Origin of the sequence: Micromonospora sp. NPDC047730, assembly GCF_043204765.1 — a bacterium.
Classification (GTDB): domain Bacteria; phylum Actinomycetota; class Actinomycetes; order Mycobacteriales; family Micromonosporaceae; genus Micromonospora.
In genome coordinates, this window is record NZ_JBIDCU010000034.1 from 1 (window position 1) to 24,881 (window position 24,881).

The following is a 24,881-nucleotide window of genomic DNA, read 5'->3' on the forward strand; positions in this document are numbered from 1 at the left end:
TCTTTTCTCCGGCCCACACATTCTGTGTTGGCCGCCCCCCCCCCGGGGGGGGGGGGGGGGGGTGGGGGGCGCCCCCCCCCCCCCCCCCCCCCCCCCACGCCGATCGACGAAGCACTAACCGGGCTCGGTCGTGGCCCGCGGCAGCCGGACGGTGAACACCGTCCGGCCCGGCCGACTGTCCACCCCGACCATGCCGTGGTGGGCCTCCACCACGGCGGCCACGATGGCCAGTCCCAGGCCGGTGCTGCCGTGCGCCCGGGAACGGGAGCTGTCGCCCCGCGAGAAGCGTTCGAACACCTCGCCGCGCAGCTCCGCCGGCACGCCGGGACCGTCGTCGGCGACGCTGAGCACGGCGGCGTCCCCGGCCACCCGCAGGGTGGTGGTGACGGTGGTCCCGGGCGGGGTGTGCACCCGGGCGTTGGCCAGCAGGTTCGCCAGCACCTGGTGCAGCCGGGCCGGGTCGCCGGCGACCCGGATGAGGGCGTCGGGCAGGTCGAGCTGCCAGCGGTGCTCCGGTCCGGCGACGCGGGCGTCGCTGACCGCGTCCACCACCAGCGCCGGGAGGTCCACCGGCCCGACCGCGAGCGGACGGCCCGAATCCAGCCGGGCCAGCAGCAGCAGGTCGTCGACGAGGCTGGTCATCCGGGCGCTCTCCGACTCGACCCGGCGCAGCGCGTGGGCCACGTCGGGCGGCACGCCCTCCCGGCCACGCCGGGCGAGTTCGGCGTACCCGCGGATGGCGGCCAGCGGGGTGCGCAGCTCGTGGCTGGCGTCGGCGACGAACTGGCGTACCCGGGTCTCGCTGGCCTGGCGAGCGGCGAGGGCGGCGGCGACGTGCCCGAGCATCCGGTTCAGCGCCGCGCCCACCTGGCCGACCTCCGTACGCGGGTCGGTGTCGGCGGCCGGGACGCGCACCGAGAGCGCCACCTCGCCCCGGTCCAGGGGCAGCTCGCTGACCCGGCCGGCGGTGGCGGCCACCCGGCGCAGCGGGCGCAGGGTGGCCCGCACGATCAGGGCGCCGGCGCCGCCGGCGAGCAGCAGCCCGACGGCGGCCACGCCGGCCTGCGCGGCGACCAGCCACCAGACGGTCTCCGACACGCCCGACAGGGGCAGCCCGAGCACGCGCACCGTGCCGTCCGGGAACTGGCGCGCCACCACCCGGTAGTCACCGCGCTCCCCCAGGTCGCGGGTGCGGGGCCGGCCGTCCGTGGGCAGGTCGGCGAGGCCCGCCACCTCGTCGACGCCGACGGCCCGGTCCTGCCGGTCCGACAGCGTCCACGCCCGGGTGACCCGGCCGTCGACCACCTCGGCGGTGACGGTGCCGGGCGGGAAGCCGCGCGGGATCCGCACGTCGGGCCGGACGTCCGCGCCGGGCGGCTCGAACGGGGACGGCGTGCCACGACCGGGACCGCCGCGCATCGGCGCCAACTGCTCGTCCAACCGGTCGATCAGGAACTGCCGCAGCGCGACCGTGGTGATCCCACCGATGGCGACGCTGACCAGGGCCAGCAGGGCGACCAGGATGACCACCAGCCGGGTGCGCAGCGACAGGCCGGCCAGCCGGCCCCGGAGCCGGGCAGCGGGCCGCTCAGTCCGCCGGGCGGAGGACATAACCCGCGCCGCGCAGCGTGTGGATCATCGGCTCCCGGCCGGCGTCGATCTTCTTCCGCAGGTACGAGATGTAGAGCTCGACCACGTTGGCCTGGCCGCCGAAGTCGTAGTTCCAGACCCGGTCGAGGATCTGCGCCTTGCTCAGCACCCGGCGCGGGTTGCGCATGAGGTAGCGCAGCAGTTCGAACTCGGTGGCGGTGAGCGTGATCGACTCGCCGTCGCGGCGCACCTCGTGGCTGTCCTCGTCCAGGATGAGGTCGCCGACCGTGAGCACCGCGTCCGCGCGGGCGGCGACGGCGAAGCCCGACCGGCGCAGCAGCGCCCGCAGCCGGGCGATCACCTCCTCCAGGCTGAACGGCTTGGTCACGTAGTCGTCACCGCCGACGGTCAGGCCGGCGATCCGCTCCTCCACCGCGTCCCGGGCGGTCAGGAACAGCACCGGCACCGTCGGGGCATGCTCGCGCAGCCGGCGCAGCACCTGGAAACCGTCCAGGTCCGGCAGCATCACGTCGAGCACCACCGCGTCCGGCCGGAACTGCCGCGCCGCGCTCAGCGCCGACAGCCCGTCCCCCGCCGTACGCACCTGCCAGCCCTCGTAGCGCAGCGCCATCGACAGCAGGTCGGCCAGGGTCGGCTCGTCGTCGACCACCAGCACCCGGACGGGCTCGCCGTCCGGGCGACGCAGCTCCACGCGGCCCGCTCCGGTCTGCCCCTCGGTCATCATGGTCCCCATCGTGGACCGGCCGGCTGTGCCCGCCTTGTGTGCCACCTGTGCGCCCGCTGTGGGCGGCGGTTACCGCCGGTCAGCCGCCGCGCTGGTGGGACGGGTCATTCCGTCATGCCCACGGGATAGGTGTGCACGAAGCGCATCGTCCACGTGCCGCCGGCGGCGTGCTCGCGCTCGTAGAGGTGGTCCGGCCCGCCGCCGGCCGCCCCCGCCCCGTCGGGATGGCGCAGGACCCAGCGCGCCGGCGGAGACCCGTCGGGCCCGGCGGGAAGCACCCGGACCAGGTCGTGGGCCGGCCCGCCGACGAAGCGTACGGTCACCTCGCCCATCCGCGCACCTCCCGGTCCGGGCCGACAGCGGCCCCGGCTCGCAAGCTACCGCAGCGCGGACGGAACGACCGCGGTTTGCCCTGATCGGAGGCCGGGTAACGGCAGCGAAGGCGACACGGCGGACGCCCGGGGACGGGCGGTGGCGGCAGACGAGGAGCGGTCGATGAGGACGCTGGGCGGGCGGTACCGGCTCGAACAGCGCATCGGCATCGGCGGCATGTCTGAGGTCTGGCGGGCCCACGACGCCGTGCTCGACCGGCCGGTGGCGGTGAAGGTGATGTCCCCCGGGCAGGAGGAACCGGACACCTCGGTGGAGCGGATCCGCGCCGAGGCGCGCTCCGCGGCCCGACTGGTGCACCCGAACGTGGCCAGCGTGCACGACTTCGGCACCTGCGCGACGCTGCCCGGCGGCCAGGTGCCCTACATCGTCATGGAGCTGGCCGAGGGCGAGACGCTCGCGGCGCACCTGCGGGCCGGGCCGCTGGACTGGCGCATAGCCGTCCGGGTCTGCGCCGAGGTCAGCGCCGCCCTGGCCGCGGCCCACGCGCACGGCATCGTGCACCGCGACGTCAAGCCGGCCAACGTCATCCTGGCCCCGTCCGGCGTCAAGGTGCTCGACTTCGGCATCGCCACCCCCTCGGGCACCCCGGACCGGTCGCCGGAGGGGATCGTGGTGGGCACGCCGGCGTACCTCGCGCCCGAGCAGTTGGAGCGGGCACCCGCCACCCCGGCCGCCGACATGTACGCCCTCGGCGTGCTGCTCTACTACTGCCTCACCGGGCGGCTGCCGTACCAGGCGGGCACGACGACGCAGCTGTTCGGCGTGCGGCGGCGGCAACCCCCACAGCCGCTGCCCGAGATCGACGGGCTGCCCCCGGAGGTGGCCGACCTGTGCGCACGCTGCCTGGCCGACGACCCGGCCGACCGGCCGACCAGCCTGGTGGCCGCGCTGCTGCTGGCCGAGGCGGTGGACGCCCGGGTGTACGTGCCGATGCGGCAGCCGATGGCGCCCCGCCAGCGCGGCGGCCAGGTGTCCCCGTGGACGGAACGGGCGGCGGCCGAGGTGACCGAGGCGGCGGTCGTCCCCGACCGGTCCACCCGCGCCGGCTGAGCCGCCCGGGCACGGCCGCCTGCCACGCCGGCCGAGCCGTCCGGGGCGGCCACCTCCGCACCGGGCCGCGCCGTCCGCCGGCGCCGGCCGTCGCCGTCACGCCCGCAGTCCCGGCCACCACCTGCGGTTTCACGGCTCGGGGGCCGGGTAGCCGGGCGGGTGAGTGAAACGGGAGGAACGCGATGCCGGAATCGAGCTCCTGGCTGAACGAGACGGCCACCGCGACCGCCGAGGGCGGCCACGTACGCACCGACGACGGGGGGCTCTCCACGGCCCTCGCGTCCCCGCTGGCGCCGCACTGCTCGGGCCTGACTCCGGAGCAGTTGCTCGCCGCCGCCTTCGCGTCCTGCCTGCACCACGCGGCGGTGGAGGCAGCCGGTGAGATCACCGACGAGGCGCACACCGTGCAGGTGCGGGCGGAGGCGAAGCTCGGGCGCGACGACGACGGCCGGTATCGGGCCGACGTGCACGCGTCCATCTCGTCGGCCGGGCTCACCCGCCAGCAACTGGCCGAGCTCGTCGAGCACGCCGATCGGCTGTGGCCGTTCTCCAGCGGCGACGCCAGCCGGCACCGGCTCACCGTCACGCCTGCGGAGAACGGCCGGCACTGACCTCACCGTCACCGGGGCGAACCAGACCGCGAGGCCACCGGCGCGTCATGGGCCCCGGCGGCACGCGCCGGGCGCACGGCGACCGAGGCCGGCTCTGGCCCGTCCCGGCCGACGTACGGGTCGCCCTCGCAGTCGACCGACGGGGGGCCGAACGGGTGACCGCCGCATCGGTCCTTCTGTGGAGGGCGAGCCGACGCCGCAACCCATGCCCCAAGATCGACTATTCGCCCCTTTCCTGCGCCTTTATCGGGCATAAGCGAAAGAACCGACAGGCGAGTAAGACGCGCTTGATGACTGGGCGGGCGTAATGGGAAAGCGGATTGCCGCAAATTGTGGCGCATGCCACCAACCAGGCCGATGGCAACTCGCGCTCGTCTTTCTAGCCTCGGCGGGTGAGTCCCGACGACCCCCTCGACCAGAAGCTGACCCAGGATCGACCGGCCACCGCTGCGGCCGATCCCGCCTCAACCGAACGGACGATCGGCCGTCATCGCGCCCCGGAACGGCAGCGCCGCGGCGGCCGAGCCCTGCTCGCCTCGACCCCCGTCCGGGTGGCCCTCGCCACCGGCGTGACCTGCTGCCTCGGCGCCGCCGCGTTCGCCGGCACCCGCGGCGACACCGACACCCCTCCGGAGCCCGTGGCCGAGGCGGTGGCCGAGCGGGCCGCCACCGACGAGCGCGCCTCCCGCGCCCTGGACCGGGCCGCCTCCCCCGCCCCCGTGGTCAGCGCCAGCCCGACGCCCAAGCCGACCCCCTCGGCCACCCGCAAGGCCCCGGCCAAACCGGCCAAGCCGGCCCGCCCCCGTCCCGTCGCCGGGCTCACCCAGGCGCAGATGGACAACGCCAAGATCATCGTTGACGTGGGCGAGGACCTGAAGATGCCCCGGCGGGCCCTGGTGGTCGCCGTGGCCACCGCCATGCAGGAGAGCAACCTCTACAACCTGGCCAGCGACGTGCTCCCGGAGTCCCGGCAGTACCCGCACCAGGGCAGCGGCTCAGACCACGACTCGGTCGGCCTGTTCCAGCAGCGCCCGAGCAGCGGCTGGGGCACGGTGCGGGAGCTGATGCGCCCCGCGTACGCCGCCCGGGCGTTCTACGAGGCGCTGCGCGAGATCCCGGGCTGGCAGGAGATGAGCGTGGCCGGCGCGGCCCAGGCCGTGCAGGTGTCGGCCTTCCCCGACGCGTACGCCCAGCACGAGGAGCGGGCCACGACGATCGTCGCCGCGCTGACCTGACGCGGCGCGCGGGGTCAGCGGATCCCGGCGCGACCGCCCGGCGGCTCGCTGGACGCGTCGGCGCCACCACGCGCGGCGATCCGCGTCGCCGGCACGCCGCCGCCGGCCAGCCCGGCCGCGGCGGTCGGGGTGTCGGCCGGCACCGGCTCGCCCGCGAGCCCGCCGAGGATCTGGTCCGCCCGGGCCTCGCGCCGCCGCCGGGCGTACAGCGCCGCCTCGAAGTCCCGGCGGGCCTGCACCGCCTCGGCGTAGACCCGCTCGCGGACCTGCCGGGCCTCCTCGCGGGCCGCGTCGAGCTCGAAGCGCGCCTGGGCCAGGATGTCGGCCGCCTCCCGCTCGGCGCCCCCGACCCCGAACCGGCCCACCCCCCGGTCCCCGAGGTCCAGCCGCTGGAGCAGACCGCACAGCGCCGACGCCTCGTCACGGATCTCGTCCCACTCCCGACCGGCCCCGGCGGCGCCCTCGGCCCGGGCCGCGAGCCGGGTCAACCGGATGCCGAGCTGGTCGAGGCAGGAATCGACCTGCCGCTGGTCGTAACCGGTCTCAACGACGGAGAACCTCATACTGTCGCCCCCCAGGCAGCTGGTATTTCTTTCCCACCTGGATCCTCGGCGCTGGCGGCGACCCCCGAGGGGGTTCCGGAAAAATGTTCAGCATGCGAGCGCCGACGCGGGTCGAGCGCCTCGCGGGGTGTCGACGGGCGGCCCGGCGTGGACAATGCGGCGGGCGCCCCTGGGTGGGCGGTGCGGCGTCAGGTGCGCTTCGGCAGCACGACCACCCGGCCGAAGAACTCGTCGATGCGGCGCACCACGTCGTTGAAGTCGTCCAGGTCGATCGGCTTGGTCACGTAGGCGTTGGCCTGGAGCGTGTAGCTGCCCACGATGTCCGTGTCGGCGTTGGAGGTGGTCAGCACCACGATCGGGATCGTACGCAGGTCCTCGTCGCCCTTGACCGCGCCGAGCACCTGCCGCCCGTCCATCCGCGGCATGTTCAGGTCGAGCAGGATGACGTCGGGGCGCCGGGCCTCGGTGTGCCGCCCCTCCTGACGCAGGAACTCCATCGCCTCCTGGCCGTCGCCGACGACGTCGATGACCTTGTCGACGTCGGAGTCCGCGAGGGCCTCCTCGATCATCAGCACGTCGCCCGGGTCGTCGTCCACCACCAGGATGCGAACGGGACCCGGCCTGTCTGCGCGCATCGTTACCTGCTTCGTGTCAGTGGTACGGAAGACCGTGCGGTCCTCGATGCTGGCGGAGAAATGTAGCCCATCAACCGGCGGCCTGCGCGGCCGGGTCGGCCGGGTCGGGTTCGTATCTCAGCACGTCGGCCAGCCCGGTCACCTGGAGCACCCGGTCGACCCGGCCGCTGGCGCCGGTCACCCGCAGCCAGCCGCCGTCAGCGGCGACGCGGTTGTCGCCCCGGACGAAGGCGGCGATCCCGGTCGAGTCGCAGAAGACCAGCTCGGTCAGGTCGACCAGCAGCTGCCGCTCACCGCCGTCGACCAGCCGGTCGATCGCGGCGTTCAGCTCGGGTGCGGTGCTCAGGTCGAGTTCGCCGGCCAGGCGCAGGCAGGCCCCGCCGCCCTGGCGATCGGCGTACGTGACCGTGAACGTCACCGTGGTCCCCCTCGCTCCACCGCAGCCGGATGCTTGCAGTGCAGCAAGTATAAGCAGGGGGGTCGGCCGGGGCCGCAGCGCGCTCGGCGCGACCCTGCGCCGCCCCGCGTGGCCACGGCCGAGCGGGCCGCCTCGAGGAACCGCGCGGCGCGGGGGAAGTCGTGCAGGACCCGCCCGTAGTGTTCCAGAGCCGACCCCAGCGCGGGGGCCGGCACGCCGCGACTGGTGAGGATGTCCACCAGCCAGTCGACGAACTCGGTGAACAGCGAGCCGTCGTCGACGTAGAGCGCGGCGGCCAGGAAGTCCACGATGTACCCGAGTTCGCTGACCGTCGAGTCCACCTGCGCGGGCGTGTAGTCGCGCGTGGCCGGGGCACGTTCCCGCAGGTCGGCCAGCGCCCCGTCGATCAGTTCGCCGCGCCGCCGCACCAGGCTGGCGTACTCGTCGTCGGCCAGGTGGGACAGCTCCGCGGGCGGGGTGCGACGCAGGGCCCGCTCGTCGGCGACCAGGTCGGCGGCGGCCGGGGCGTCGGACGCCCAGGCCACGCCGAGCCGGCGGGCCCAGCGCCCGTCCGCGCCGAAGCCGCGACCCCCGACCACCACCGGCACGTCCGAGCGGCGGCACGCCTCGATCATGCGGTGCGCGTGCGGCAGTCGCATCGGCAGCGCGCAGGCCAGCGCGACCGCGTCCGCGTCGTGCCGGTGCAGGTACGACACCAGGTGCGCGGCGGGAACGCTCGCGCCGAGGAAGGTGACGTGCCAGCCCCGCAACCGCAGCACCTCCGCGACCAGCCGGGGCGGCAGGGCGTGCCACTCGCCGTCCATGCACGCCACCACGATCCGGCCCCGGGTCGGGCGCGGGTTGGCGTACCCGGCGACCGCCGCCACCACCCGCTCGCTGATGTGCGTCGCGGCGTGCTCCTGGGCGACGCTCCACTCGTTGCGCGCCCACCGCTCCCCCACCTCGGCCTGCGCCGGGGCGACCAGGTCGAGCAGGACGCGCTCGGCCGGAACCCCGGCCTCGAGCAGCCCGGTGGCCACCTCGATCGCGGCGTACTCGTCCGCCTCCTCGAGGCAGTGCAGGTATCCGGGCCAGGCGCCCGCCGGGTTGGCCCGGGCGGTCAGGGTGGTCACGGTCGGGTCTCCCCGGCGTCGGCGCTGCCGGTCGGGACGGGCACCGCGTGCAGGTGCCGGGGCGTACGCTCGCCCGGGCCCGCCGCGCGCAGCGCGAGCACCGGGATGTCGTCGTGGTCGCCGTGGGCCAGCCAGTCGCAGGTCACCTGCTCGACGCGCTCCGCCAGCGCGGGCGCGGGCATCCGGTGGCAGCCGGTGAGCGCGTGGACCAGCCGCTCGGTGCCGAACTGCTCGTCGGGCAGCGGCACCACCCGGGCGCAGGCCTCGGCGGCGGTCAGGCCGGGCAGCCAGCCGGCCGACACCGCCTGCTCGACCAGACATCCGTGCCGCGCCGGACGCGGCGCTCGTGGTCACGTCTTTCCCGCCCACCCTACGCCGGTGTGCCCGCACCGCCACTCCACGCCCGTTTGCCCCGGCAGCAGTTGCGTGCCCGGCGGGAGCGGGCGGGGATTGTTACGATCCCCTCGACCCTGCCGGACCGGCAGCCTGCGGAAAGGCGTGATCGTGCTGTCCCATGGGAGGCAACCGGCGGCGGCCCCGTTGAGCATGACCGTCGACCGGTCGGATCCGGGGGCGCCGCTCATCCGGGTCGGCGGGGACCTCGCCTACACGACCGCCGCGCCCCTGCGGGCCGAGATCGACCGGGTGCTCGCGGACGCCCCGCCCGCGGTCGTGCTGGACTTCGGCGACCTGCTCTTCATCGACAGCACCGGCCTCGGGGTGATCGTGCACGCCTGGCGGGAGGGGCAGCAGGGCGGCACCGCCCTCCAGTTGCGCGGGGTGCCCCGCTTCCTGGAGTCGATCCTCGACATGACCGGCGTCATGGGCCTGCTCGCCCGACCGCTCGGCGACCACCTGGCCGCGCACCCCGGCGCCGCCGACAGTCCCGCCGGCCCGGTCTGACGCCGACCCGCCCGGCCCCGGGCTGTTGCGCCCCGGGCGCGGCCCGCCCCCCTCACCGGGTGCAGGGGGTCCTTCACGTCGCGTCCGACGTCGGTGGCCCGCACGGCGCGGGGCTGGCCCCCCGACCCTGGGACCAGGGGTCGGGGGGCCGGAGTAAGGCTCAGGGCGCGGTGACCGGCTGGAGGCGGGGGCCGGTCGACCGCCGCTGCCGGGCCCCTGGCGGCTCGGCGTCCTCTGGCGGTCCGGAATCGGGAGTCTGGAAGAGATAGCGGACGAACTCCCCACCCGCCTCGTTGTCGTCCGCTCCGGGCCACTGCCCGATGCAGTCCACTCCGACGACCTCACGGCCCGAGCCGTCGGCCTCCTCCAGCAGCGCCCACAGGCTCACGGGGTAGCAGCGGGTGTCCTCGGGCGAGAGACGCCAGCGGGCGTACCAGCCGGGTCGGGCGGGGACGATCTCGACGATCCTCTTCATCACGACCTGTCCTTCCGCGTCCGATCGGAAGTGCTCCGGTCCGCTGCGATCGTCGGGCCCCGCCGGGTGATCGCCCCTCACCCCCGCCGGATGAAGCTCCCGCCGCTGCCCGGGGGTCACCGGCCCGGCCGCCGACGTCCGTTTCGGTGGCGGCGGCGACGGGAAGGCGACCGGCGGAAGCGAGGCACACCAGCGGAAGCGAGGTGTCACCATGCGCAAGCAGATGGAGGGCGACAACCAGCGCCGCCGCACGCTGGCCCGCCAGGCCCGCGAGCGCGGCATGCAGGCCAGCGAGACGGGGGCCAGCCTGAGCGCCTCCAAGCAGCTCACCCACCTGGACCGGGGCAAGCGCGCCGGGCCGCCGCCGGCCGGCAGGCGGCACAAGCCCGACACCACCCGCGGCGGGCCGGCGCCGCCGCCGGCCGGCGTCCCCGAGTCGCCCCGGCCCACCCCGGATCCGGGCCTCGCCGCGCCAGGCGTGACCCCGATGGGGTACCGCGCGCTGGTCGACGACGTCGTCCGCCGCACCGGGGCCGACTTCCGGACCGCCAAGGTGGGGGTCGAGTCGACGGTGCTGGTGCTGGCCTGGGCCCTGGACGAGGCGGAACGCCGGCGGCTGCTCGCGGCGGTGCCGACGAAGTTGCACGACGTGGTACCCGTGGACGGCATCAGGCGGCGCCAGGACCTGCCCGGCTTCCTGGCCGAGGTGGGCCGGATCAGTGGGCGCACCCCGGAGCAGGCCCGCTACCAGGCCGAGGCGACCGTGGCGGCGCTCGCCGACCACGACGGCGACCTGGTCGAATCGCTGCACGTGCCCGACGGACTGCGCGAGCTGCTGCAACCGCCGCCGCCGGTCGGCGGCGGGGTGGTCGGCGCGACCACCGCCACGCCCCCGCTGAGCGACGCGGACCTGCGGGAGGCGCTCGCCGGGCTGCCGTACTGGTCCGGCGACGGCAACGCGCTGTCGCGCACGATCCAGCTTCCGGCCGACAACCTCGACCGGGTGCTGGACCTGATCGACCAACTGCGGCAGGAGACCGGGCGCGGACCGCGGATCGGCCGCCCCGACGCGACCACCGCCGTGGTGACCGTACGGTCCCGGCGGGCCGGCGCGGTGACCGTGGTGACCGCGACGGACGTGGACCTCGCCCACGCCGTGGACGACGCGATCGAGGAGGCGGGCGCCGGGATGGCCACCGGCTGACCCGCCGCGGGCCGGCGGGCGACCGCCCCGCCGGCCCGCCCCCGAGGCTCGGCTAGCGTGCCGGCATGGACGTCGACGCGCACCGGCTGGAGCTGGTCGTGGACCCGGCCCGACCGACCGGGCGCACACTGCTCGCCGCGGGCGTGGAACAGTCCTACGTGGACGTCGCCGACCCCCGCCACCTCCACTTCGAGTACGTACGGCGAATGGCCGCCGTCGCGGACCTGGCAGCGCCACCCGGCCGGCCGCTGGACGCGCTGCACCTCGGCGGCGGCGCGCTGACCCTGCCCCGATACCTGGCCGCCACCCGGCCCGGCTCGGCGCAACTGGTCGTCGAGCGGGACGCGGCCGTGGTCGACCTGGTGGCGCGCGAGCTGCCGGCCCTGCCCGACGACGTTCGCGTACGGGTGGCCGACGCCCGGGACGCGCTGACCGACGCCCCGCGCGGCGGGTACGACCTGGTACTCGCCGACATCTACCGGGCCGCCCGGATGCCCGGCCACGTGACGACCGTCGAGTTCGCCGCCGGGGTGGCCCGGGCCCTGCGCCCGGACGGTCTCTACCTGGTCAACGTGACGGACCTGCCGCCGCTGGTCTTCACCCGGGTGCAGGCGGCCACCCTGCGGGCCGTCTTCGCCGATGTCTGCCTCGTCGCCGACCGGCGGATGCTGCGCGGCCGGCGGTACGGCAACCTCGTCCTCGCCGCCGCGCCGCGCGCCGGACGGCTGCCGGTGGCCCGGCTGGCGGCCCGCGCGGCGCGCGACCCGGTGCCCGGCGGGGTACTGCACGCGGCGGCCCTGGACGCGTTCGTCGCCGGCGCCCGGCCCGCCACCGACGCCGCCCTGGCCGCCACCGACGCACCACCACCCGGCCCGGCCTGACCGCCGAGGGCGCGCAGGCTGCACCGCAACGGCCACGGGCTTACCCGCCCCCGTGCCCGGGACGCGGTCGAGTCGGCGGACCCGGGCAACGGCGGATCCGGCGAGGTGCGGCGCTGGTCAGCGGGCCCGGACGGCCACCTCGGGCGAGGAGCTCTCCAGGGGCACCGCGTTGGCCGGAACCAGGCCGAGCTGCACCGCCGGGCGGGGCAGCGCCGCGTCCAGCATCCAGTCGGCGCCCACCCGGGCCCGGTTGCCCGGCATCGCCAGCAGGTGGTAGCCCCGGGTGACCACCTTGGCGGGCAGCCCCGACAGCGACACCTTCAACGGGTTAGCCGCCGCGTCCTTGCCGCCCAGGTCGACGACCCAGCCCAGGTCGTAGTGCTTGTACGGCTTGCGCCGCCCCTGCCCGTAGGAGGCGGCGATGTTGTGCGCGGCCAGCTTGCCCTGCCGCTGGGCGTGCTGCGCGGTCATCGCGCAGATCTGCCCGGGCCGGGTCGGGTCCGGGACCGCGGCGGCGTCGCCGCAGGCGTACACCTCGGGGAAGCCGGGGACGTTGAGGTACTCGTCGACGACCAGGCGGCCCTTCTCGGTGCGTAGCCCCAGCTCGGCGACGAACGGGTCGGGGCGCACGCCGACGCACCAGACGAGGGTGCAGGTGGGGACGTACTCGCCGTCGGTGAGCTTCACCCCGTCGGCGGTGGCCTCGGCCACGGACGTGCCCATCCGCACGTCGACGCCGCGCCGGCGCAGCACCCGGTCGGCGGTGTCGGACATCCGCTTGTCCAGCTCCGGCAGGACCCGGGGCGCGACGTCCAGCAGCATCCACCTCGGGCGGATCTTGAGTCGGGGGCGCTGGGAGACCAGCTCGTCGGTGAAGAGCTGGCCGTGCGCGGCCACCTCCGTGCCGGTGTAGCCGGCGCCGACGACCACGAAGGTGGCGCGGGCCTGCTGCTCGGCGGGGTCCTCGGCCTGCTCGGCCAGCTCGATCTGCCGGACCACGTGGTCGTGCAAAAAGAGCGCCTCGGGCAGGCCACGGAAGCCGTGCGCGTACTCGGTGACGCCGGGGATCGGCAACAGCTTGTTGACGCTGCCGACGGCGAGGACCAGCCGGTCGTACGCGAGCCGGTTGCGGTCCCCCTCCGGCTGGGTGAAGCCGACCCAGCGGTTCTGCAGGTCGACGTGGTCGGCCTCGCCGATGACCACCCGCACCCCGTCGAGGGTCCCGGTCAGCGGCACGGAGATCCGGGTCGGCCCCACCACGCCGGCGGCCACCTCGGGCAGCAGCGGGAGGTAGAGGAAGTAGTCGGTGGAGTTCAGCAGCACGATCTCGGCCCGGTCCCTGGCCAACCGGCTCAACGTCTTCGCCGCGTGGTATCCGGCGAACCCGGCCCCCACGATCACCACACGAGGTTTCGTCATTTCGGCCCCGTTCCCACGCCAGGGCCAGACAAACGTGCCGGAGCGGGCCGTCAGCCGGGCGTCCGTCGTCGTGCGGCCAGACCGCAGTGGTAGCCGGGCGCGTCGTAGCAGCACCCGCACACGTACGTCGGATCACCCGGGCCGGGTGGGTTCGTCTCACCCGGCCCGGATGCACGGTGGTGGTCCACCACGGCGACGGGAGGACTCCGCCATGAGCATGCCGATGTCCAACGACCAGCGGCAGCCGATCTACCTGCGGCAGAGCGGCCGGAAGCACCTCACGCCCCGGCAGCGGCGGCGCGTCGAGCACAAGCAGGGGCGGATCGAGCGCCTCGGCGGTCAGCGCCCCGAGGCGCGCCGGCCCGGGCGCTGACCGCCTACGGCCCGGCCGGGGCCGGGGCGGTGATCGCCCACCGCTCGTGGTCGCGCCACGCCCCGTCGATGAACAGGTACTCGGGTGAAAATCCCTCCAGCCGGAAGCCGAGCCGGCGGGCCACCCGGCGGGACGGCTCGTTGCCCGGCTGGATGTTCGCCTCCAGCCGGTGCAGGCCGAGCGTGTCGAAGGCGTGCGCGACCACCAGGCCGATGCCGGCCGAGGCGTGCCCGGTGCCGCTGTACGGCAGGAAGGCGGCGTAGCCCAGGTACCCGCCCCGCAGCGCGCCCATGAGGATCCCGCTGATGTTCACGTACCCGGCGATGGCGCCGGAGGCCCGGTCGCAGATCAGGTAGCCGGCGTGGTCCCGCCGCCGGATCTTGGCCAGGTACGCGGCGTACCTCGTCGGGTCGTCGGGGGCGGAGAGCCAGGGGTGGTGCAGGTCCCGGCTGCGCCGGGCCGCCGCGACGAACTCGGCCTCGTCGGCGGGCCGGGGCCGGCGGATGCCGACCGGCCCGGCGGTACGCAGGTATCTCACGGCGGAAAACTGTCGCCGCCCCCGCCGACGATGTCCAGCGGATTGTGACCTATCACGCCGCGAGCCGTCACCCGCCGCCGGTGCGCTCGACGGTGTAGTGGATGGTCTGGGCGACGATCCAGCCCTGCTCGATCAGGAACGAGTCCGCCCCGTCGCGGACCCGCACGCCCTCGGCGTCCGCCGTCCACTCCAGGAACGCCATCCGACCCTCGACCAGCTTGTTCGTGTACGCGTACCCGCCGCCGGGCAGCTCCTCCTCCAGCCAGCGCGCCAGCTCCCGGACCCCGGCGTGCCCCCGGAACACGCCCCGGCGCTCCAGCACCACGCAGGACGGCGACACGTTGCGCGCCAGGTCCTCCGCGAACCGGTGCTCGGCGGCCAGCCGCAGGTGGTCCTCGAACACCTCCCGCGCCGACCGCGCCCGCAGGTCCTCGTCCACCGCCCCACCTCCGCCCGTCCCGGCTGCCGGGCCCGCCCCGCCCCCGTCCGGGCCCGCCGTCACAGCGGGCCCGGGTGCGGCTGGTCCAGCGGCATCGGCACCTGGAGGAAGGTGGCCCCGCGCAGATCCAGCCAGGCCCGGTCGGGCGAGCGGACCAGCCGCAACATCACCTCGGCGCAGTTCGGGCAGCGGGCCACCAGCCCGGGCGCGTGCGAGTAGACGCGCAGGCCGGCCAGCGGGCCGAGCGTGCCGCAGTGCGCGCACCGCCCGCTGGCGGCGCTCAGGTCGACGGCGAACAGCTCCCGCAGCGGGCCGTCGAGCATGTTGCCGTCCAGGTACGACAGCTCGGTCATCGGACACTCCTCCTCGACGCTCAGCCGGTCGGGCCGAACCGCTCGGTCTTCACCCGCCGGCTCGCGTGGCCGAGCCCGACGAGCAGGTCCGCCACGGTCTCCACGAAGCCGGTCGGGCCGCAGACGTAGCAGAGCGGCTCCAGCTCGGGCGGCCAGCCGTGGCTGCTGACGTCGGCCAGGCCGATCCGGTGCGGCTCCCCCCGCCAGCCCTCCGGCGCCTGGCGGGTGTACACGTACGTCACGTCCAGGCCCCGGTCGTCGCGGACGCGGGCGCGCAGCTCGTCGGCGTAGAACACGTCGGCGGGGGTGCGCACCGAGTAGAGCAGCCGGAACGGCGCACGACTGTCGGCGGCGCGGCGCGCCCGCACCATCGCCATCAGCGGCACCACGCCCGAGCCGCCGGCCACCAGCAGCACCGGCGCGGCCTCCTCCGGCCGCCAGACGAACCAGCCGCCGACCGGGCCGCGCACCTCCACCGGGTCGCCCTGGGCGTAGACATCGACGAGGTACGGCGACACCTCGCCGTCGGGCATTCGCTGCACGGTCAGGGCGATCCGGTCCCCGTCGGCCGGTCCGGCCAGCGAGTACGACCGCGCCGCCTGGTACCCGTCGGGGGCGGTCAGCCGCACGTCGACGTGCTGCCCGGGCAGGTGCCCCGGCCAGCCGGGCACCTCCAGCACCAGGGTGTGCGCGGTCGGCGTCTCCACCCGGCGCTCGGCGAGCCGGGCCACCCGCCACCGCAGCGGGGCGGTCAATCGCCCTGGTACCGCTGCTCACGCCACGGGTCACCGTAGTCGTGGTAGCCGGCGGTCTCCCAGAATCCGGGCTGGTCCTCCGTGGTGAGCCGGATGCCGCGCACCCACTTGGCGGACTTCCAGAAGTACAGGTGCGGCACGAGCAGCCGGGCCGGGCCGCCGTGCTCGGCCGGCAGGGGGCCGCCGTCGTACGAGTGCGCCACCCAGGCCCGCCCGCCGCGCAGGTCGGCCAGCGGCAGGTTGGTGGTGTAGCCGCCGTACGAGTGGGCCTGCGCGTAGTGCGCGCCGGTGTCGATGCCCTCCAGCAGCGTGTCCAGGGAGACGCCCTGCCAGTCGGTGTCGCGCTTCGACCAGCGGGTGACGCAGTGGATGTCCACCGTCGGGGTCTCCTGGGGCAGCGCCATCAGCTCGTCCCAGGTCCAGCGGAACTCCGCGCCGGACTCGGTGGAGATGAGGAACTCCCAGGTCTCCAGCGGCACCTTGGGCGTCGGGCCGGCGGAGAGGACCGGGAAGTCCTCCGTCAGGTACTGCCCCGGCGGCAGGGCCGGCTCCGCGGAGCGGGGCCGGCCCTGGAAGCCCGGTGACACGATTCCCACCCGTCAGTCGTACCACCCGGGGTGGGTCGGGCAGGCGCGGTCGGCCGGAACGGCACCGCGGCGGGTGACACTCAGCGCCGCTCGACCACCACTTCCGTCCTGCCCGGCGCGGTGCCGCGGGTGGCCCGGAGGCTGGTGAGCGTGACGACCACCAGGACGCCGATGATGACGCCCAGGGAGGCGAGGGTGGGGATCTCCGGCACGCCCGCCCAGATGCCGTGCGCCCAGTGCAGGCCCAGCTTGACGCCGATGAACGCCAGGATGATCGCTAGACCGTAGCTGAGGTGGACCAGCCTGCTGAGCGCGGCGTGCAGCACGAAGTAGAGCGCGCGCAGCCCCAGCAGGGCGAACGCGTTGGTGGCGAAGACCAGGTACGGGTCCTCGGTGATGCCGTAGACGGCGGGCACCGAGTCGACGGCGAAGACCACGTCGGTGACGAGCAGGGCGACCACCACGAGGGCGAACGGGGTGAGCGTCCGCCGTCCGGCGAGGCGCACGGTCATCTTCGTGCCGTGGTACTCCTCGGTGACCGGCATGAACCTGCGCAGCAGCTGCACCGAGCGCATCTTGTTGATGTCGACTTCCTGCTCGTGCCCGGAGAGGGCGTCACGCAGCAGCTTCACGGCGGTGACGATCAGGATGACCGCGAAGAGCAGGAAGGCGAAGTCCAGGGTCTGCAGGGCTGCCGCGCCGAGGGCGATGAAGACCGCGCGCAGCACCAGCGCCCCGACGATGCCGTAGAGCAGTACCCGCTGGGCGAGTACCGCCGGCACCGCGAACGCGGCCAGCAGCAGCATGAAGACGAACAGGTTGTCGACCGAGAGCGACTTCTCCACCAGGTAACCGGTGAGGTACTCCACGCCCTGCTCGGAGCCGTAGCGGGACCAGACCCACGCGCCGAAGGCGAGCGGCAGGGCGATGTAGAACGCCGACCAGCCCAGCGCCTCCCGGATCGACACCTCGTGCGGCCGGCGGGTGACCAGGAAGTCCAGCGCCAGCAGGGCGAGCACGGCGGCGATGGTGACGCCCCACAGCGTGGGGGTGCCGACCGATTGGATCTCGGCAACGGCAAGGTACGGCAAATCGGACATGGAGCCTCCTCGAACACCGTGTCATGTTCGAGGTCTCCTTCACCCACTGTTCTGTGGGCAACCACCCGAGGCGCGCTCCGGGCACGCCGTACTGACCGGGATGGTTCGTGGGAAGTACTCCCCTCGTGGCGACAAGGTTATGGCAGGCTCGGCGGGCGCGGCAAACGGGGCACACGGGATCACACGCCGGTCAGCGGGCGGCAACGGCGGCGAGCACGGCGTCCACGTCGAGGTCGGCCATGCACGCCGGGCCCACCGCGTCGAGCGGGCAACGCGCCTCCCACCAGCACGGCTGCTCCGTGATGGCGGTGGGGCGCCGGTGCGGGCACCCCGGCAACCCCTGGAGATCCGTGCCGCCCATCCCGTACCGCCGGGCGTCGGTGGGGCCGAACAGCGCGACCGTCGTGGCGCCGGCGGCGGCGGCAAGCCGCACCGGCCCGGTGTCGGGCCCGACCACCACCCCACCGCGCCGGCCCACCGCGGCGAACTGGCCGGCGAGCGCGGGCAGGTCGGACCGGGGCAACGGCACCCCGAGCGGCGCGTCGGGGTCGACGGGGCCGACCGTGAGCACCGGGTGACCGCGCCGGGCCAGCTTCCCGGCCAGGGCCCGCCAGTGCCGCCCGGGCCACCGCTTCACCGCCATCCCGACGTCGGTCACCAGCACCACGGGCGGCGCGAGCGGCTCCCCCACCAACCGGGCCACCGCCCGCTCCCCGGCGCGACGCGCGTCGTCGTCGACGTGCACACGCGGGCGGGCGGACCGGTCGGCGGCGTCCAGCAGCCCCTCGGCGTGCAGGATCTCCAGGTAGCGCGCGCCCACCGGCTGGTGCGGTGGCGGGCCACGCCACAGGTTCGTCACCGCCCGCGCGGCGCCGGCCTCCAGCAGCTCCGCGATGCCGTCGTAGCGGGTGGTGCTGACCGCCAGGTCCGGCCGCGCCGCCGCGAGCGCCTCGACCACCGCCTCCCGTTCCGCGCCCGGCCGGCCGTGGCGGGGGGTGCGCACCTCGGCGACCGCCGGGTCGGCGCGCACCAGTTCCGCCCCCGGGTAGTGGGTGAGCACCCGCAGCCGCGCGCCCGGGTTGCGGCGGGCCAGGCCGTGCACCGCCGGCAGCAGCATCAGCAGGTCGCCGATCCCGCCGAGCAGGTCCACCACCAGGATGTCCGCGTACGCCTCAGGCACCGGCCCGCCCCAGCGTCCGCGCGTAGAGGTCGCGGTGCGCGGCGGCGACCCTCGGCCAGGAGTACGCGGCGGCGAAGGCCCGCCCCCGCTCGGCGAGCCGGCGGCGCAACACCGGATCGGCCAGCAGCCTGCTCACGGTGCGCGCGATCGCGGCGCTGTCCCGGCGCCGCCCGATCACCGCCACCGCCCCGCCCCGGCGCAGCTCGTCGTCGGCGGAGTCGGGCACCGTCACCGCCGTCGGCACGCCGTGCGCCAGCGCGGCGAGCAGGGCGCCGCTCTTCGTGCTCACCCCGGCGGTGAACGGCAGCACCGCCACGTCGGCGGCGTGCAGCGCGGCGGAGACCCGCTCGGCGGGCAGGTGCCCGGTGAACGTCACCGCCTCGGCCACCCCGCACCGGCGGGCCAGCCCGGTCAGCTCGGCGCGGAACGCCCGCGCCTCCTGCTCCGGCAACGCCTGCGAGGTGAACCCGCCGACCACCAGCAGCCGCAGTTCGGGGTGGTCGCGCCGCAGGTCGGGCAGCGCCTCGACCAGGTGCCGCAGCCCCTTCACGGGGTGCACGAAGCCGAAGAAGGCCAGCAGCGGGGCGCCCTCGGGCAGACCCAGCTCGGCCCGCAGGCACCGCCCGGCGGTGGCCGCGCCGACGTGGTCGGCGACGTTCGGGGCGATCGGGATGTGCGTCGGGGCGCGACCGGTGCGCGCGCGGACCGCGTCCCCGTGGCCGGCGTTCGTGACGATGACCGCCGCGCTGGCCGGCACCAGCCGGCCCGACTCCCGGTCCCAGCAGCGGGCCCGCTCCGCCACCGACCAGAGCCGGCCCGGCAGCCAGCCGGGGCAGGCCCACCACCCGTACTCGTGCAGGGTGGTGACCAGCGGCACCCGCCGGGGCAGCCACCACGGCAGCAGGCCGGGCTGACCGGAGAACCGGTACGCCGACGGCGCGAACTGCACGTGCACCACGTCGGGGGCCAGCTCGCGGACCCGGCGCGCGGCCCGGACGGTGGCGGCCCGCCAACGGCCCCCGTCCCCGTCGGGACGCACCGGCACCGGGGTCACCTCGACGCCCACGTCGTCCAGCGCCTCGACCAGGTGTGCCACGTAGTCGCTGACGCCGTCGGCGTCGGGCCGGCCGGGGCCGTGCAGCATGGCCACCCTGATCCGGTCGTCGACCACGCCACCTCCCGCCTCTCGCCCGGCGGGTTCCCGGCCCCTTACGGCGCAAACGCGCAGCGCCTATGGTGTGCCGATGACCGAGGACGTGCCAGCCGGCCCGCTGGCCGGCGTACGGGTGGTCGAGCTGGCCGGCATCGGGCCCGGCCCGTTCGCCGCGATGATGCTGGCCGACCTGGGCGCGGACGTGGTCCGGGTGGACCGGGCCACCGACGTGGACCCGGGCGCGTTCGGCAGCCCGCACCCGGACCTGCTCAACCGGGGGCGCCGCTCGATCGGGGTGGACCTGAAGTCCCCCGGCGGCCGGGAGGTGGTGCTGGCCCTGGCCGGCGGCGCTGACGCGCTGATCGAGGGCTTCCGGCCGGGGGTGACCGAGCGGCTCGGTGTCGGCCCGGCGGACTGCCTGGCGGTGAACCCGCGACTGGTCTACGGGCGGATGACCGGCTGGGGGCAGGACGGCCCGACGGCCCCGTACGCCGGGCACGACATCGGCTACGTGGCGCTGACCGGGGCGCTGCACGGGATCGGGCGGGCCGGGGAGCGCCCGGTGCCGCCGATGAACCTGCTCGGCGACTTCGGCGGCGGCGGGATGATGCTCGCCCTGGGCCTCGTCTCGGCCCTGTACGCGGTGCGCGGCGGCGCGCGCGGCCAGGTGGTTGACGCGGCCATCGTGGACGGCGTGGCGGTGCTCAGCACCCAGATCCACGCGCTGCGCCGGCTGGGCATGTGGCAGGACCCGCGGGGGGTGAACCTGCTCGACGGCGGCGCCCCGTTCTACGACACGTACGAGTGCGCCGACGGCCGCTATCTGGCCGTCGGCGCGCTGGAGCCGCAGTTCTACGACGAGCTGGTCCGGCGCAGCGGCTTCCCGCTGCACCCGGACGTGGCGCTGGACCGCACCGACCCGGCGAACTGGCCGGCGCTGCGCCGGGCGTGGGCGCGTCTGTTCCGCACCCGGTCCCGGGACGAGTGGACGGCGCTGCTGGGCCAGTCGGACGCCTGCGTGGCACCGGTGCTGGACTGGCGGGAGGCGCCCGAGCACCCCCACCTGGCCTCCCGGCGCACCTTCGTGGAGCAGGGCGGGATCACCCAGCCGGCCCCGGCGCCCCGCTTCTCCGGCACGCCGACGGCGCTGCGCCGCCCGCCGCCGCAGCCCGGCGAGCACACCGACGAGCTGCTGGCCGAAGCGGGCTTCGACCCGGGCAGCGTCGCCGCCCTGCGCGCCGCCGGCGCGGTCGCCTGACCGCCGCCGGTCGCGCCGGGTCGGTCGGGGATGGGTCGCACCCCGACGTCCGACCGCCGTGCCGGGTCGCGGGACGGACGGTCGGCGGGCAGGTCGACCGGCCCGGTCAGGAGCGGCGCAGGGTGGCGCCGGGAGCCATCGCGGGTTCCACCAGCATCCGGTAGTCGCGCGGCAGCTGGGTGGCCACGTCGTCGAACTCGCCGCCGGTGATCGCCTCGCGGAGCGTGATAAAGACCGCGCGGGCGGCGTCCCTGGCCGCCGACTCGTCGATCCCGGCCCGCACCGCGATCCGCGCGACGAACTCGGCCGCACCGAACCGGTCCGCCGACTCCGTGCGCGGCCTCGGCTTCATCACCACCTGCAACGGCTTGGGCAGCTGCGCCGCCAGGTCCAGCACCTCCCCGCCGGTCAGCCGCTCGGCGAGGGTCTCCAGCGTCGCCCGGGTCAGCGCCACCGCCTGCTCGGAGGACATGTGGGTGCGCCGGGCGACCTGGTCGACGAAGGTGTCGTAGTTCATCCGTGGCTCCTTCCGCGCCTGCGTCGGCTGCGCGTACCCGGTGCCCCGTCCACAAAACGGCGGCGGATTTCCCCGCCGGACGGCGCGTGACGGGCCGCCGGGCGGGTAACCGCCGCCGGTCGTGACCGGATCGATGCCCGGAGGAGCCGACACCATGGCGAGTTACGCCGACGTGCTGCAGTACCTGTCGAGCCTGGACTACCCGGCCGGGAAGGACGACGTGGTACGCGAGGCCGAACGCGAGGGCGCCCCGCCGGACGTGTTGCGGGCCCTACGGGCCCTGCCACCGGTCGACTACGCCAACGGCAACGAGGTGGCCCGCTCCGCACACATCGACGCCGCGCCCGAGGTCGGCCCGTCCCAGCGGGCGGCGCAGGCCCGGGAGCGGCACCAGCGGGTCTCGCAGCACCTGCGCGGCATCTGAGCCTTGCCCACGCCTCGGCTGACCGGCGGCGGTGCCTGCGCAGGGCGGAACCGGTGACGGATGACGGTGCGCGGCCGTACGGGCACACCCCGGCCGCCCTCCAGCTCACCGTGATGGGCGTGGTCGGGCTGCTGGCCGGCGGCCTCACCGCGCTGACGGCCTCGCTGGAGCTCGCCCCCCTGGTCGGCTGGGACGCCGCCGCGCTGAGCTGGCTGCTGCTGGTCTGGCACAAGGTGTGGCCGATGGACGCGGACCGGACGGCCCGGCTGGCGGTGTACGAGGACCCGAACCGGGCGGCCCGCGACTCCCTGCTGCTCGTCGCCTGCCTGACCAGCCTGCTGGCGGTCGGCGTCGTGGTGACCCGCGCCCACCAGGGGCCCGCGACGACCCTCTGGAACGTCTACAGCGGGCTGAGCGTGCTCAGCGTGCTGCTGTCCTGGCTGGTGGTGCACACCGTGTTCGCCGCCCGGTACGCGCGGATCTACTACACCGGGCCGGACGGCGGGGTGGACTTCAACCAGCCGGAGCCGCCGCGCTACTCCGACTTCGCCTACCTGGCGTTCACCGTGGGGGCGACCTTCCAGGTCTCCGACACCGCGCTCACCAGCAACGAGATGCGCCGGACGGTGCTGCGGCACTCGATGCTGTCGTACCTGTTCGGGGCGTTCGTCATCGCGGTGACGGTGAACCTGCTGGCCGGCCTGGCCAGGTGAGCGGGTAGCGGCCGGACAGGCGGGCGCCCCCGCCGCGAACCGCGACCGGGGCGCCACGCAGAACCTGACCGACGGTCGACGAGGCCCGAACCGGGCCGCGACCACCAGGCGGTTGATGTACGCCCGAACCGGGCGGTCATCACTGCCGAGATCATCATACGATGCGCCATCCCCCGTTTGGAGGAATACTGGCGAACTGTGGGCCACCGCACCCCGCGCGTCAGGGGGTCAGCTCCGCGTACCGCTGCTCCAGGTCGACCCGGGCCAGCGCCCCGACCAACCAGGCGAGCCGCTCGGACTCGCCGCTGCCGGCCAACCCGGCGAGGTCGTCGGCCGAGCGTCCCAGCCCCAGCCGGCGCGCCGCGACCAGCGCCCTGCGGTCGGCCACCGGCGCCACCTCCCGCCACAGCGCCTGCGCCTCGCGCAGGAACAGGTCGGCCACGGCGGCGTCCACGCCAGGCAGCTCGGTGAGCAGCTCGCGCTCCCGGGCCGGGTCGTGGTGCGCCACCGCGCGCAGCCGGCGCAGGTCGCCCCGGTAGCGCTCGACGACGGCCCGGGCCAGGTCGCCCAGGGTGTCGGCGAGCGCGTCGACGTCGCCGCGCTGGCCGCTGTCGCGCAGCACGCGCACCCGGTCGGCATGCAGCGAGCGGGCCAGCCGGGCGGCGCTGTCCCAGCCCGCCTCGGGCAGCGCGTGCGCGGTGTCCAGGGCGCGCCGGAAGTCGCCGCGCCGGGCCAACAGCACGGCGAGGCAGAGCACCTGGAACAGGCTCGACGGGTTGTTCGTGACCCGGAAGCCGTACTGCTCCGCGAAGCCCCGCCCGCTGCCGGCGAGCCGGCGCACCAGTCGCTTCTTGTCCTCAATGCGGGAGATGGTCGGCATGCCGGCGACTACCCATGTCGGGCCCGGCCACGCCTGCCCGGGTCAGCCGAGGACGCCGCCACTGCGGTCGCGCGCCTTGAGCCGGGTGGTGGGCAGTGCCGGGGCGGGCAACGGCGGGGCCGGGTCGTCGGCGACGACGCCGAAGCGCCGCCCGGCCATCCAGTCCTCCCGGGCAGCGGCGACCTCCTCGTGCGAGCGGCCGACGAAGTTCCACCACATCACCAGCGGCTCCTCGAAGGGTGCCCCGCCGAGCAGCAGGAGGCGGCTGCCCACCTCGCCGGTCGGGGTGAGCCCGTCCCGGCCGGTGCCGAGGTAGAGCAGCGCTCCGGGGGCGAGCGACACACCGTCGACCTCGGCGGCGCCGGACATGGCCAGCAGCGCGTACTCGAAGTCGCGGCGCAGCGGCAGCGTGGCCGGCGCGGCCCCGCGCACCTCGAGCTGCGCGCCGAGCAGCGGGGTGTGCGTCACGGCCGGCGACCGCTCGCCCTCCAGCTCGCCGACCAGCAGCGTGACGTCCAGCTCGCCGTCGCGCCAGCGGGGCAGGTCGGCGTGGTGGGCGAAATCGGCCGCGCCGGCGCGGGCCGGGTCCGGCAGCGCCACCCAGAGCTGCACGCCGTGCATCAGCGGCGGATGCCGATCAGGCGACCGTTCGGAGTGCGCGATGCCGTGCCCGGAGGTCATCACGTTGAGCTGGCCGGGGCGGATCGGCTGCACGTTGCCGAGGCTGTCCCGGTGCAGGATCTCCCCGTCCAGCAGCCACGTCACCGTCTGGAGGCCGGTGTGTGGGTGCGGAGGCACCTCCATGCCCGGCCGCTCGGCCACGTCGTCCGGGCCGAAGTGGTCCACGAAGCACCAGGCCCCGACCATCCGCCGCTGGCGCTGCGGCAGCAGCCGCCGCACCGTCGTGTAGCGGCCCAACGGCACGTCGTGGCCCGGCAGCAGGACGCTGCCGGGATCGGCCGTGGCCACGCCGGGCGGGCGGGTCTGCGCGGGCATTCTCTCGGTACGCTCCACCAGCCCGACTGTACGCCCGGCATCGTGCCGGCTCCGGACGGCCACTCCCCGGCCTCGACGCGACGATGTCCTGCCGCGACGCCTTGCCCGTCACCTGCCGGGGCCGACGAGGGAGTCCGCGTCCGGCCCCACCCGATCACCGCCCCGCTGGCGGCAGAGATGCCGAAACGCCGCTGGCCGGCACCCCCGATCGGGGTACCGGTCAGCGGCATCATGCAACTGTCGTCAGCTGTTCCAGTGCTTGGCGACCAGGTCGGCGGCCTGCTGCTCCCACTGGGCGTAGTGGTCGGGGTACGCCGACACCTGCACCGTCTGCGCGGCCTCGGTCAGCGGCATGTCCTG

At 75.4% G+C, this 24,881-nt stretch carries 31 protein-coding genes; 10 read left to right on the top strand and 21 right to left on the bottom strand.

Annotated features, from left to right (window positions below; translation table 11 throughout):
• Positions 1-114: 114 nt before the first annotated feature.
• From ACGF5G_RS34510 to ACGF5G_RS34520, 3 genes are all read right to left on the bottom strand, one after another.
• Positions 115-1,560 (bottom strand): ATP-binding protein, encoded by a 1,446-nt coding sequence (locus ACGF5G_RS34510; RefSeq protein WP_393270988.1) that lies wholly within the window; start codon positions 1,558-1,560, stop codon positions 115-117.
• Between the two features lie 28 nt (positions 1,561-1,588).
• Entirely contained in the window at positions 1,589-2,344 is a 756-nt protein-coding gene (locus ACGF5G_RS34515; protein ID WP_393270931.1) for a response regulator transcription factor, read from the bottom strand.
• A 95-nt stretch (positions 2,345-2,439) separates the two neighbouring features.
• A complete protein-coding gene (locus ACGF5G_RS34520; RefSeq protein WP_393270934.1) occupies positions 2,440-2,667 on the bottom strand; it encodes a hypothetical protein in 228 nt (75 codons plus the stop codon).
• A gap of 163 nt (positions 2,668-2,830) precedes the next feature.
• Here ACGF5G_RS34520 and ACGF5G_RS34525 point away from each other — a divergent pair, with 163 nt between their 5' ends.
• The 3 genes from ACGF5G_RS34525 to ACGF5G_RS34535 all read left to right on the top strand — a co-directional run bounded on the left by ACGF5G_RS34525 (position 2,831) and on the right by ACGF5G_RS34535 (position 5,624).
• Positions 2,831-3,778: a serine/threonine-protein kinase gene (locus tag ACGF5G_RS34525; protein WP_393270937.1), complete on the top strand. Its 948-nt coding sequence runs from the start codon at positions 2,831-2,833 to the stop codon at positions 3,776-3,778.
• Positions 3,779-3,960: 182 nt separating this feature from the next.
• Positions 3,961-4,389 (top strand): OsmC family protein, encoded by a 429-nt coding sequence (locus ACGF5G_RS34530; RefSeq protein ID WP_091106530.1) that lies wholly within the window; start codon positions 3,961-3,963, stop codon positions 4,387-4,389.
• Between the two features lie 392 nt (positions 4,390-4,781).
• The gene (locus ACGF5G_RS34535; RefSeq protein WP_393270940.1) at positions 4,782-5,624 is read left to right on the top strand and encodes a hypothetical protein; all 843 of its coding nucleotides are present in this window, start codon (positions 4,782-4,784) and stop codon (positions 5,622-5,624) included.
• A gap of 14 nt (positions 5,625-5,638) precedes the next feature.
• Here the strand turns inward: ACGF5G_RS34535 and ACGF5G_RS34540 are convergent, their stop codons facing one another.
• The 5 genes from ACGF5G_RS34540 to ACGF5G_RS34560 form a co-directional block, all read right to left on the bottom strand.
• Positions 5,639-6,187, bottom strand: coding sequence for an ATPase (locus ACGF5G_RS34540; RefSeq protein ID WP_393270942.1), 549 nt, complete (start codon positions 6,185-6,187; stop codon positions 5,639-5,641).
• Between the two features lie 188 nt (positions 6,188-6,375).
• Entirely contained in the window at positions 6,376-6,822 is a 447-nt protein-coding gene (locus ACGF5G_RS34545; RefSeq protein WP_350712209.1) for a response regulator, read from the bottom strand.
• Positions 6,823-6,892: 70 nt separating this feature from the next.
• Positions 6,893-7,240, bottom strand: coding sequence for an STAS domain-containing protein (locus ACGF5G_RS34550; protein ID WP_393270944.1), 348 nt, complete (start codon positions 7,238-7,240; stop codon positions 6,893-6,895).
• The gene (locus tag ACGF5G_RS34555) at positions 7,237-8,373 is read right to left on the bottom strand and encodes a B12-binding domain-containing protein (RefSeq protein WP_393270947.1); all 1,137 of its coding nucleotides are present in this window, start codon (positions 8,371-8,373) and stop codon (positions 7,237-7,239) included. Before ACGF5G_RS34555 ends, ACGF5G_RS34550 begins: the two co-directional genes overlap by 4 nt.
• Positions 8,370-8,675 (bottom strand): hypothetical protein, encoded by a 306-nt coding sequence (locus ACGF5G_RS34560; RefSeq protein ID WP_393270950.1) that lies wholly within the window; start codon positions 8,673-8,675, stop codon positions 8,370-8,372. The genes ACGF5G_RS34555 and ACGF5G_RS34560 overlap by 4 nt, the downstream gene beginning before the upstream one ends.
• Positions 8,676-8,919: 244 nt before the next feature.
• Between ACGF5G_RS34560 and ACGF5G_RS34565 the strand changes: the two genes are divergently transcribed.
• Positions 8,920-9,276, top strand: a complete 357-nt coding sequence (locus ACGF5G_RS34565) for an STAS domain-containing protein (RefSeq protein ID WP_393270991.1) — start codon at positions 8,920-8,922, stop codon at positions 9,274-9,276.
• Positions 9,277-9,436: 160 nt separating this feature from the next.
• Here the strand turns inward: ACGF5G_RS34565 and ACGF5G_RS34570 are convergent, their stop codons facing one another.
• A complete protein-coding gene (locus ACGF5G_RS34570; RefSeq protein ID WP_393270951.1) occupies positions 9,437-9,751 on the bottom strand; it encodes a hypothetical protein in 315 nt (104 codons plus the stop codon).
• Between the two features lie 211 nt (positions 9,752-9,962).
• Here ACGF5G_RS34570 and ACGF5G_RS34575 point away from each other — a divergent pair, with 211 nt between their 5' ends.
• Both ACGF5G_RS34575 and ACGF5G_RS34580 read left to right on the top strand, forming a co-directional pair.
• Entirely contained in the window at positions 9,963-10,955 is a 993-nt protein-coding gene (locus ACGF5G_RS34575) for a DUF2267 domain-containing protein (RefSeq protein ID WP_393270954.1), read from the top strand.
• A gap of 65 nt (positions 10,956-11,020) precedes the next feature.
• On the top strand, positions 11,021-11,836 hold the full coding sequence (locus ACGF5G_RS34580) for a spermidine synthase (RefSeq protein WP_393270956.1): 816 nt from the start codon (positions 11,021-11,023) through the stop codon (positions 11,834-11,836).
• Between the two features lie 117 nt (positions 11,837-11,953).
• Here ACGF5G_RS34580 and ACGF5G_RS34585 read toward each other — a convergent pair whose 3' ends face one another.
• Positions 11,954-13,255 carry an NAD(P)/FAD-dependent oxidoreductase gene (locus ACGF5G_RS34585; protein ID WP_393270959.1) on the bottom strand — a complete coding sequence of 434 codons (1,302 nt, stop codon included), beginning with the start codon at positions 13,253-13,255 and terminating at the stop codon, positions 11,954-11,956.
• 211 nt (positions 13,256-13,466) lie between these two features.
• Here ACGF5G_RS34585 and ACGF5G_RS34590 point away from each other — a divergent pair, with 211 nt between their 5' ends.
• Complete coding sequence (locus ACGF5G_RS34590; RefSeq protein ID WP_350712201.1) at positions 13,467-13,628, top strand: hypothetical protein; 162 nt, start codon at positions 13,467-13,469, stop codon at positions 13,626-13,628.
• Between the two features lie 4 nt (positions 13,629-13,632).
• On the opposite strand, the gene ACGF5G_RS34595 is transcribed toward ACGF5G_RS34590, so the two are convergent.
• The 8 genes from ACGF5G_RS34595 to ACGF5G_RS34630 all read right to left on the bottom strand — a co-directional run bounded on the left by ACGF5G_RS34595 (position 13,633) and on the right by ACGF5G_RS34630 (position 19,751).
• A complete protein-coding gene (locus ACGF5G_RS34595; protein ID WP_393270961.1) occupies positions 13,633-14,166 on the bottom strand; it encodes a GNAT family N-acetyltransferase in 534 nt (177 codons plus the stop codon).
• A 67-nt stretch (positions 14,167-14,233) separates the two neighbouring features.
• Positions 14,234-14,605: a hypothetical protein gene (locus ACGF5G_RS34600; protein ID WP_393270964.1), complete on the bottom strand. Its 372-nt coding sequence runs from the start codon at positions 14,603-14,605 to the stop codon at positions 14,234-14,236.
• Positions 14,606-14,664: 59 nt separating this feature from the next.
• The gene (locus ACGF5G_RS34605; protein ID WP_393270967.1) at positions 14,665-14,958 is read right to left on the bottom strand and encodes a DUF6510 family protein; all 294 of its coding nucleotides are present in this window, start codon (positions 14,956-14,958) and stop codon (positions 14,665-14,667) included.
• 20 nt (positions 14,959-14,978) lie between these two features.
• Positions 14,979-15,713: a ferredoxin reductase gene (locus ACGF5G_RS34610; protein WP_357463845.1), complete on the bottom strand. Its 735-nt coding sequence runs from the start codon at positions 15,711-15,713 to the stop codon at positions 14,979-14,981.
• Positions 15,710-16,300: a sulfite oxidase-like oxidoreductase gene (locus ACGF5G_RS34615; RefSeq protein ID WP_393270992.1), complete on the bottom strand. Its 591-nt coding sequence runs from the start codon at positions 16,298-16,300 to the stop codon at positions 15,710-15,712. Before ACGF5G_RS34615 ends, ACGF5G_RS34610 begins: the two co-directional genes overlap by 4 nt.
• 80 nt (positions 16,301-16,380) lie before the next feature.
• Positions 16,381-17,400, bottom strand: coding sequence for a TerC/Alx family metal homeostasis membrane protein (locus ACGF5G_RS34620; protein ID WP_393270970.1), 1,020 nt, complete (start codon positions 17,398-17,400; stop codon positions 16,381-16,383).
• A gap of 190 nt (positions 17,401-17,590) precedes the next feature.
• Positions 17,591-18,580 (bottom strand): glycosyltransferase family 9 protein, encoded by a 990-nt coding sequence (locus ACGF5G_RS34625; protein WP_393270972.1) that lies wholly within the window; start codon positions 18,578-18,580, stop codon positions 17,591-17,593.
• Complete coding sequence (locus ACGF5G_RS34630; protein ID WP_393270975.1) at positions 18,573-19,751, bottom strand: glycosyltransferase family 4 protein; 1,179 nt, start codon at positions 19,749-19,751, stop codon at positions 18,573-18,575. Before ACGF5G_RS34630 ends, ACGF5G_RS34625 begins: the two co-directional genes overlap by 8 nt.
• A 73-nt stretch (positions 19,752-19,824) precedes the next feature.
• Here ACGF5G_RS34630 and ACGF5G_RS34635 point away from each other — a divergent pair, with 73 nt between their 5' ends.
• Positions 19,825-20,991, top strand: coding sequence for a CaiB/BaiF CoA transferase family protein (locus ACGF5G_RS34635; RefSeq protein ID WP_393270977.1), 1,167 nt, complete (start codon positions 19,825-19,827; stop codon positions 20,989-20,991).
• A 106-nt stretch (positions 20,992-21,097) separates the two neighbouring features.
• Here ACGF5G_RS34635 and ACGF5G_RS34640 read toward each other — a convergent pair whose 3' ends face one another.
• Positions 21,098-21,508 (bottom strand): DUF2267 domain-containing protein, encoded by a 411-nt coding sequence (locus ACGF5G_RS34640; protein ID WP_357704191.1) that lies wholly within the window; start codon positions 21,506-21,508, stop codon positions 21,098-21,100.
• 154 nt (positions 21,509-21,662) lie between these two features.
• Here ACGF5G_RS34640 and ACGF5G_RS34645 point away from each other — a divergent pair, with 154 nt between their 5' ends.
• Both ACGF5G_RS34645 and ACGF5G_RS34650 read left to right on the top strand, forming a co-directional pair.
• Complete coding sequence (locus ACGF5G_RS34645; protein ID WP_393270980.1) at positions 21,663-21,932, top strand: DUF2795 domain-containing protein; 270 nt, start codon at positions 21,663-21,665, stop codon at positions 21,930-21,932.
• 53 nt (positions 21,933-21,985) lie between these two features.
• Entirely contained in the window at positions 21,986-22,645 is a 660-nt protein-coding gene (locus ACGF5G_RS34650; protein WP_393270982.1) for a DUF1345 domain-containing protein, read from the top strand.
• A gap of 220 nt (positions 22,646-22,865) precedes the next feature.
• Here ACGF5G_RS34650 and ACGF5G_RS34655 read toward each other — a convergent pair whose 3' ends face one another.
• Together ACGF5G_RS34655 and ACGF5G_RS34660 are read right to left on the bottom strand one after the other, a co-directional pair.
• Positions 22,866-23,525 carry a hypothetical protein gene (locus ACGF5G_RS34655; protein ID WP_357463869.1) on the bottom strand — a complete coding sequence of 220 codons (660 nt, stop codon included), beginning with the start codon at positions 23,523-23,525 and terminating at the stop codon, positions 22,866-22,868.
• Between the two features lie 42 nt (positions 23,526-23,567).
• On the bottom strand, positions 23,568-24,539 hold the full coding sequence (locus tag ACGF5G_RS34660; protein ID WP_393270985.1) for a pirin family protein: 972 nt from the start codon (positions 24,537-24,539) through the stop codon (positions 23,568-23,570).
• Positions 24,540-24,881: the final 342 nt, after the last annotated feature.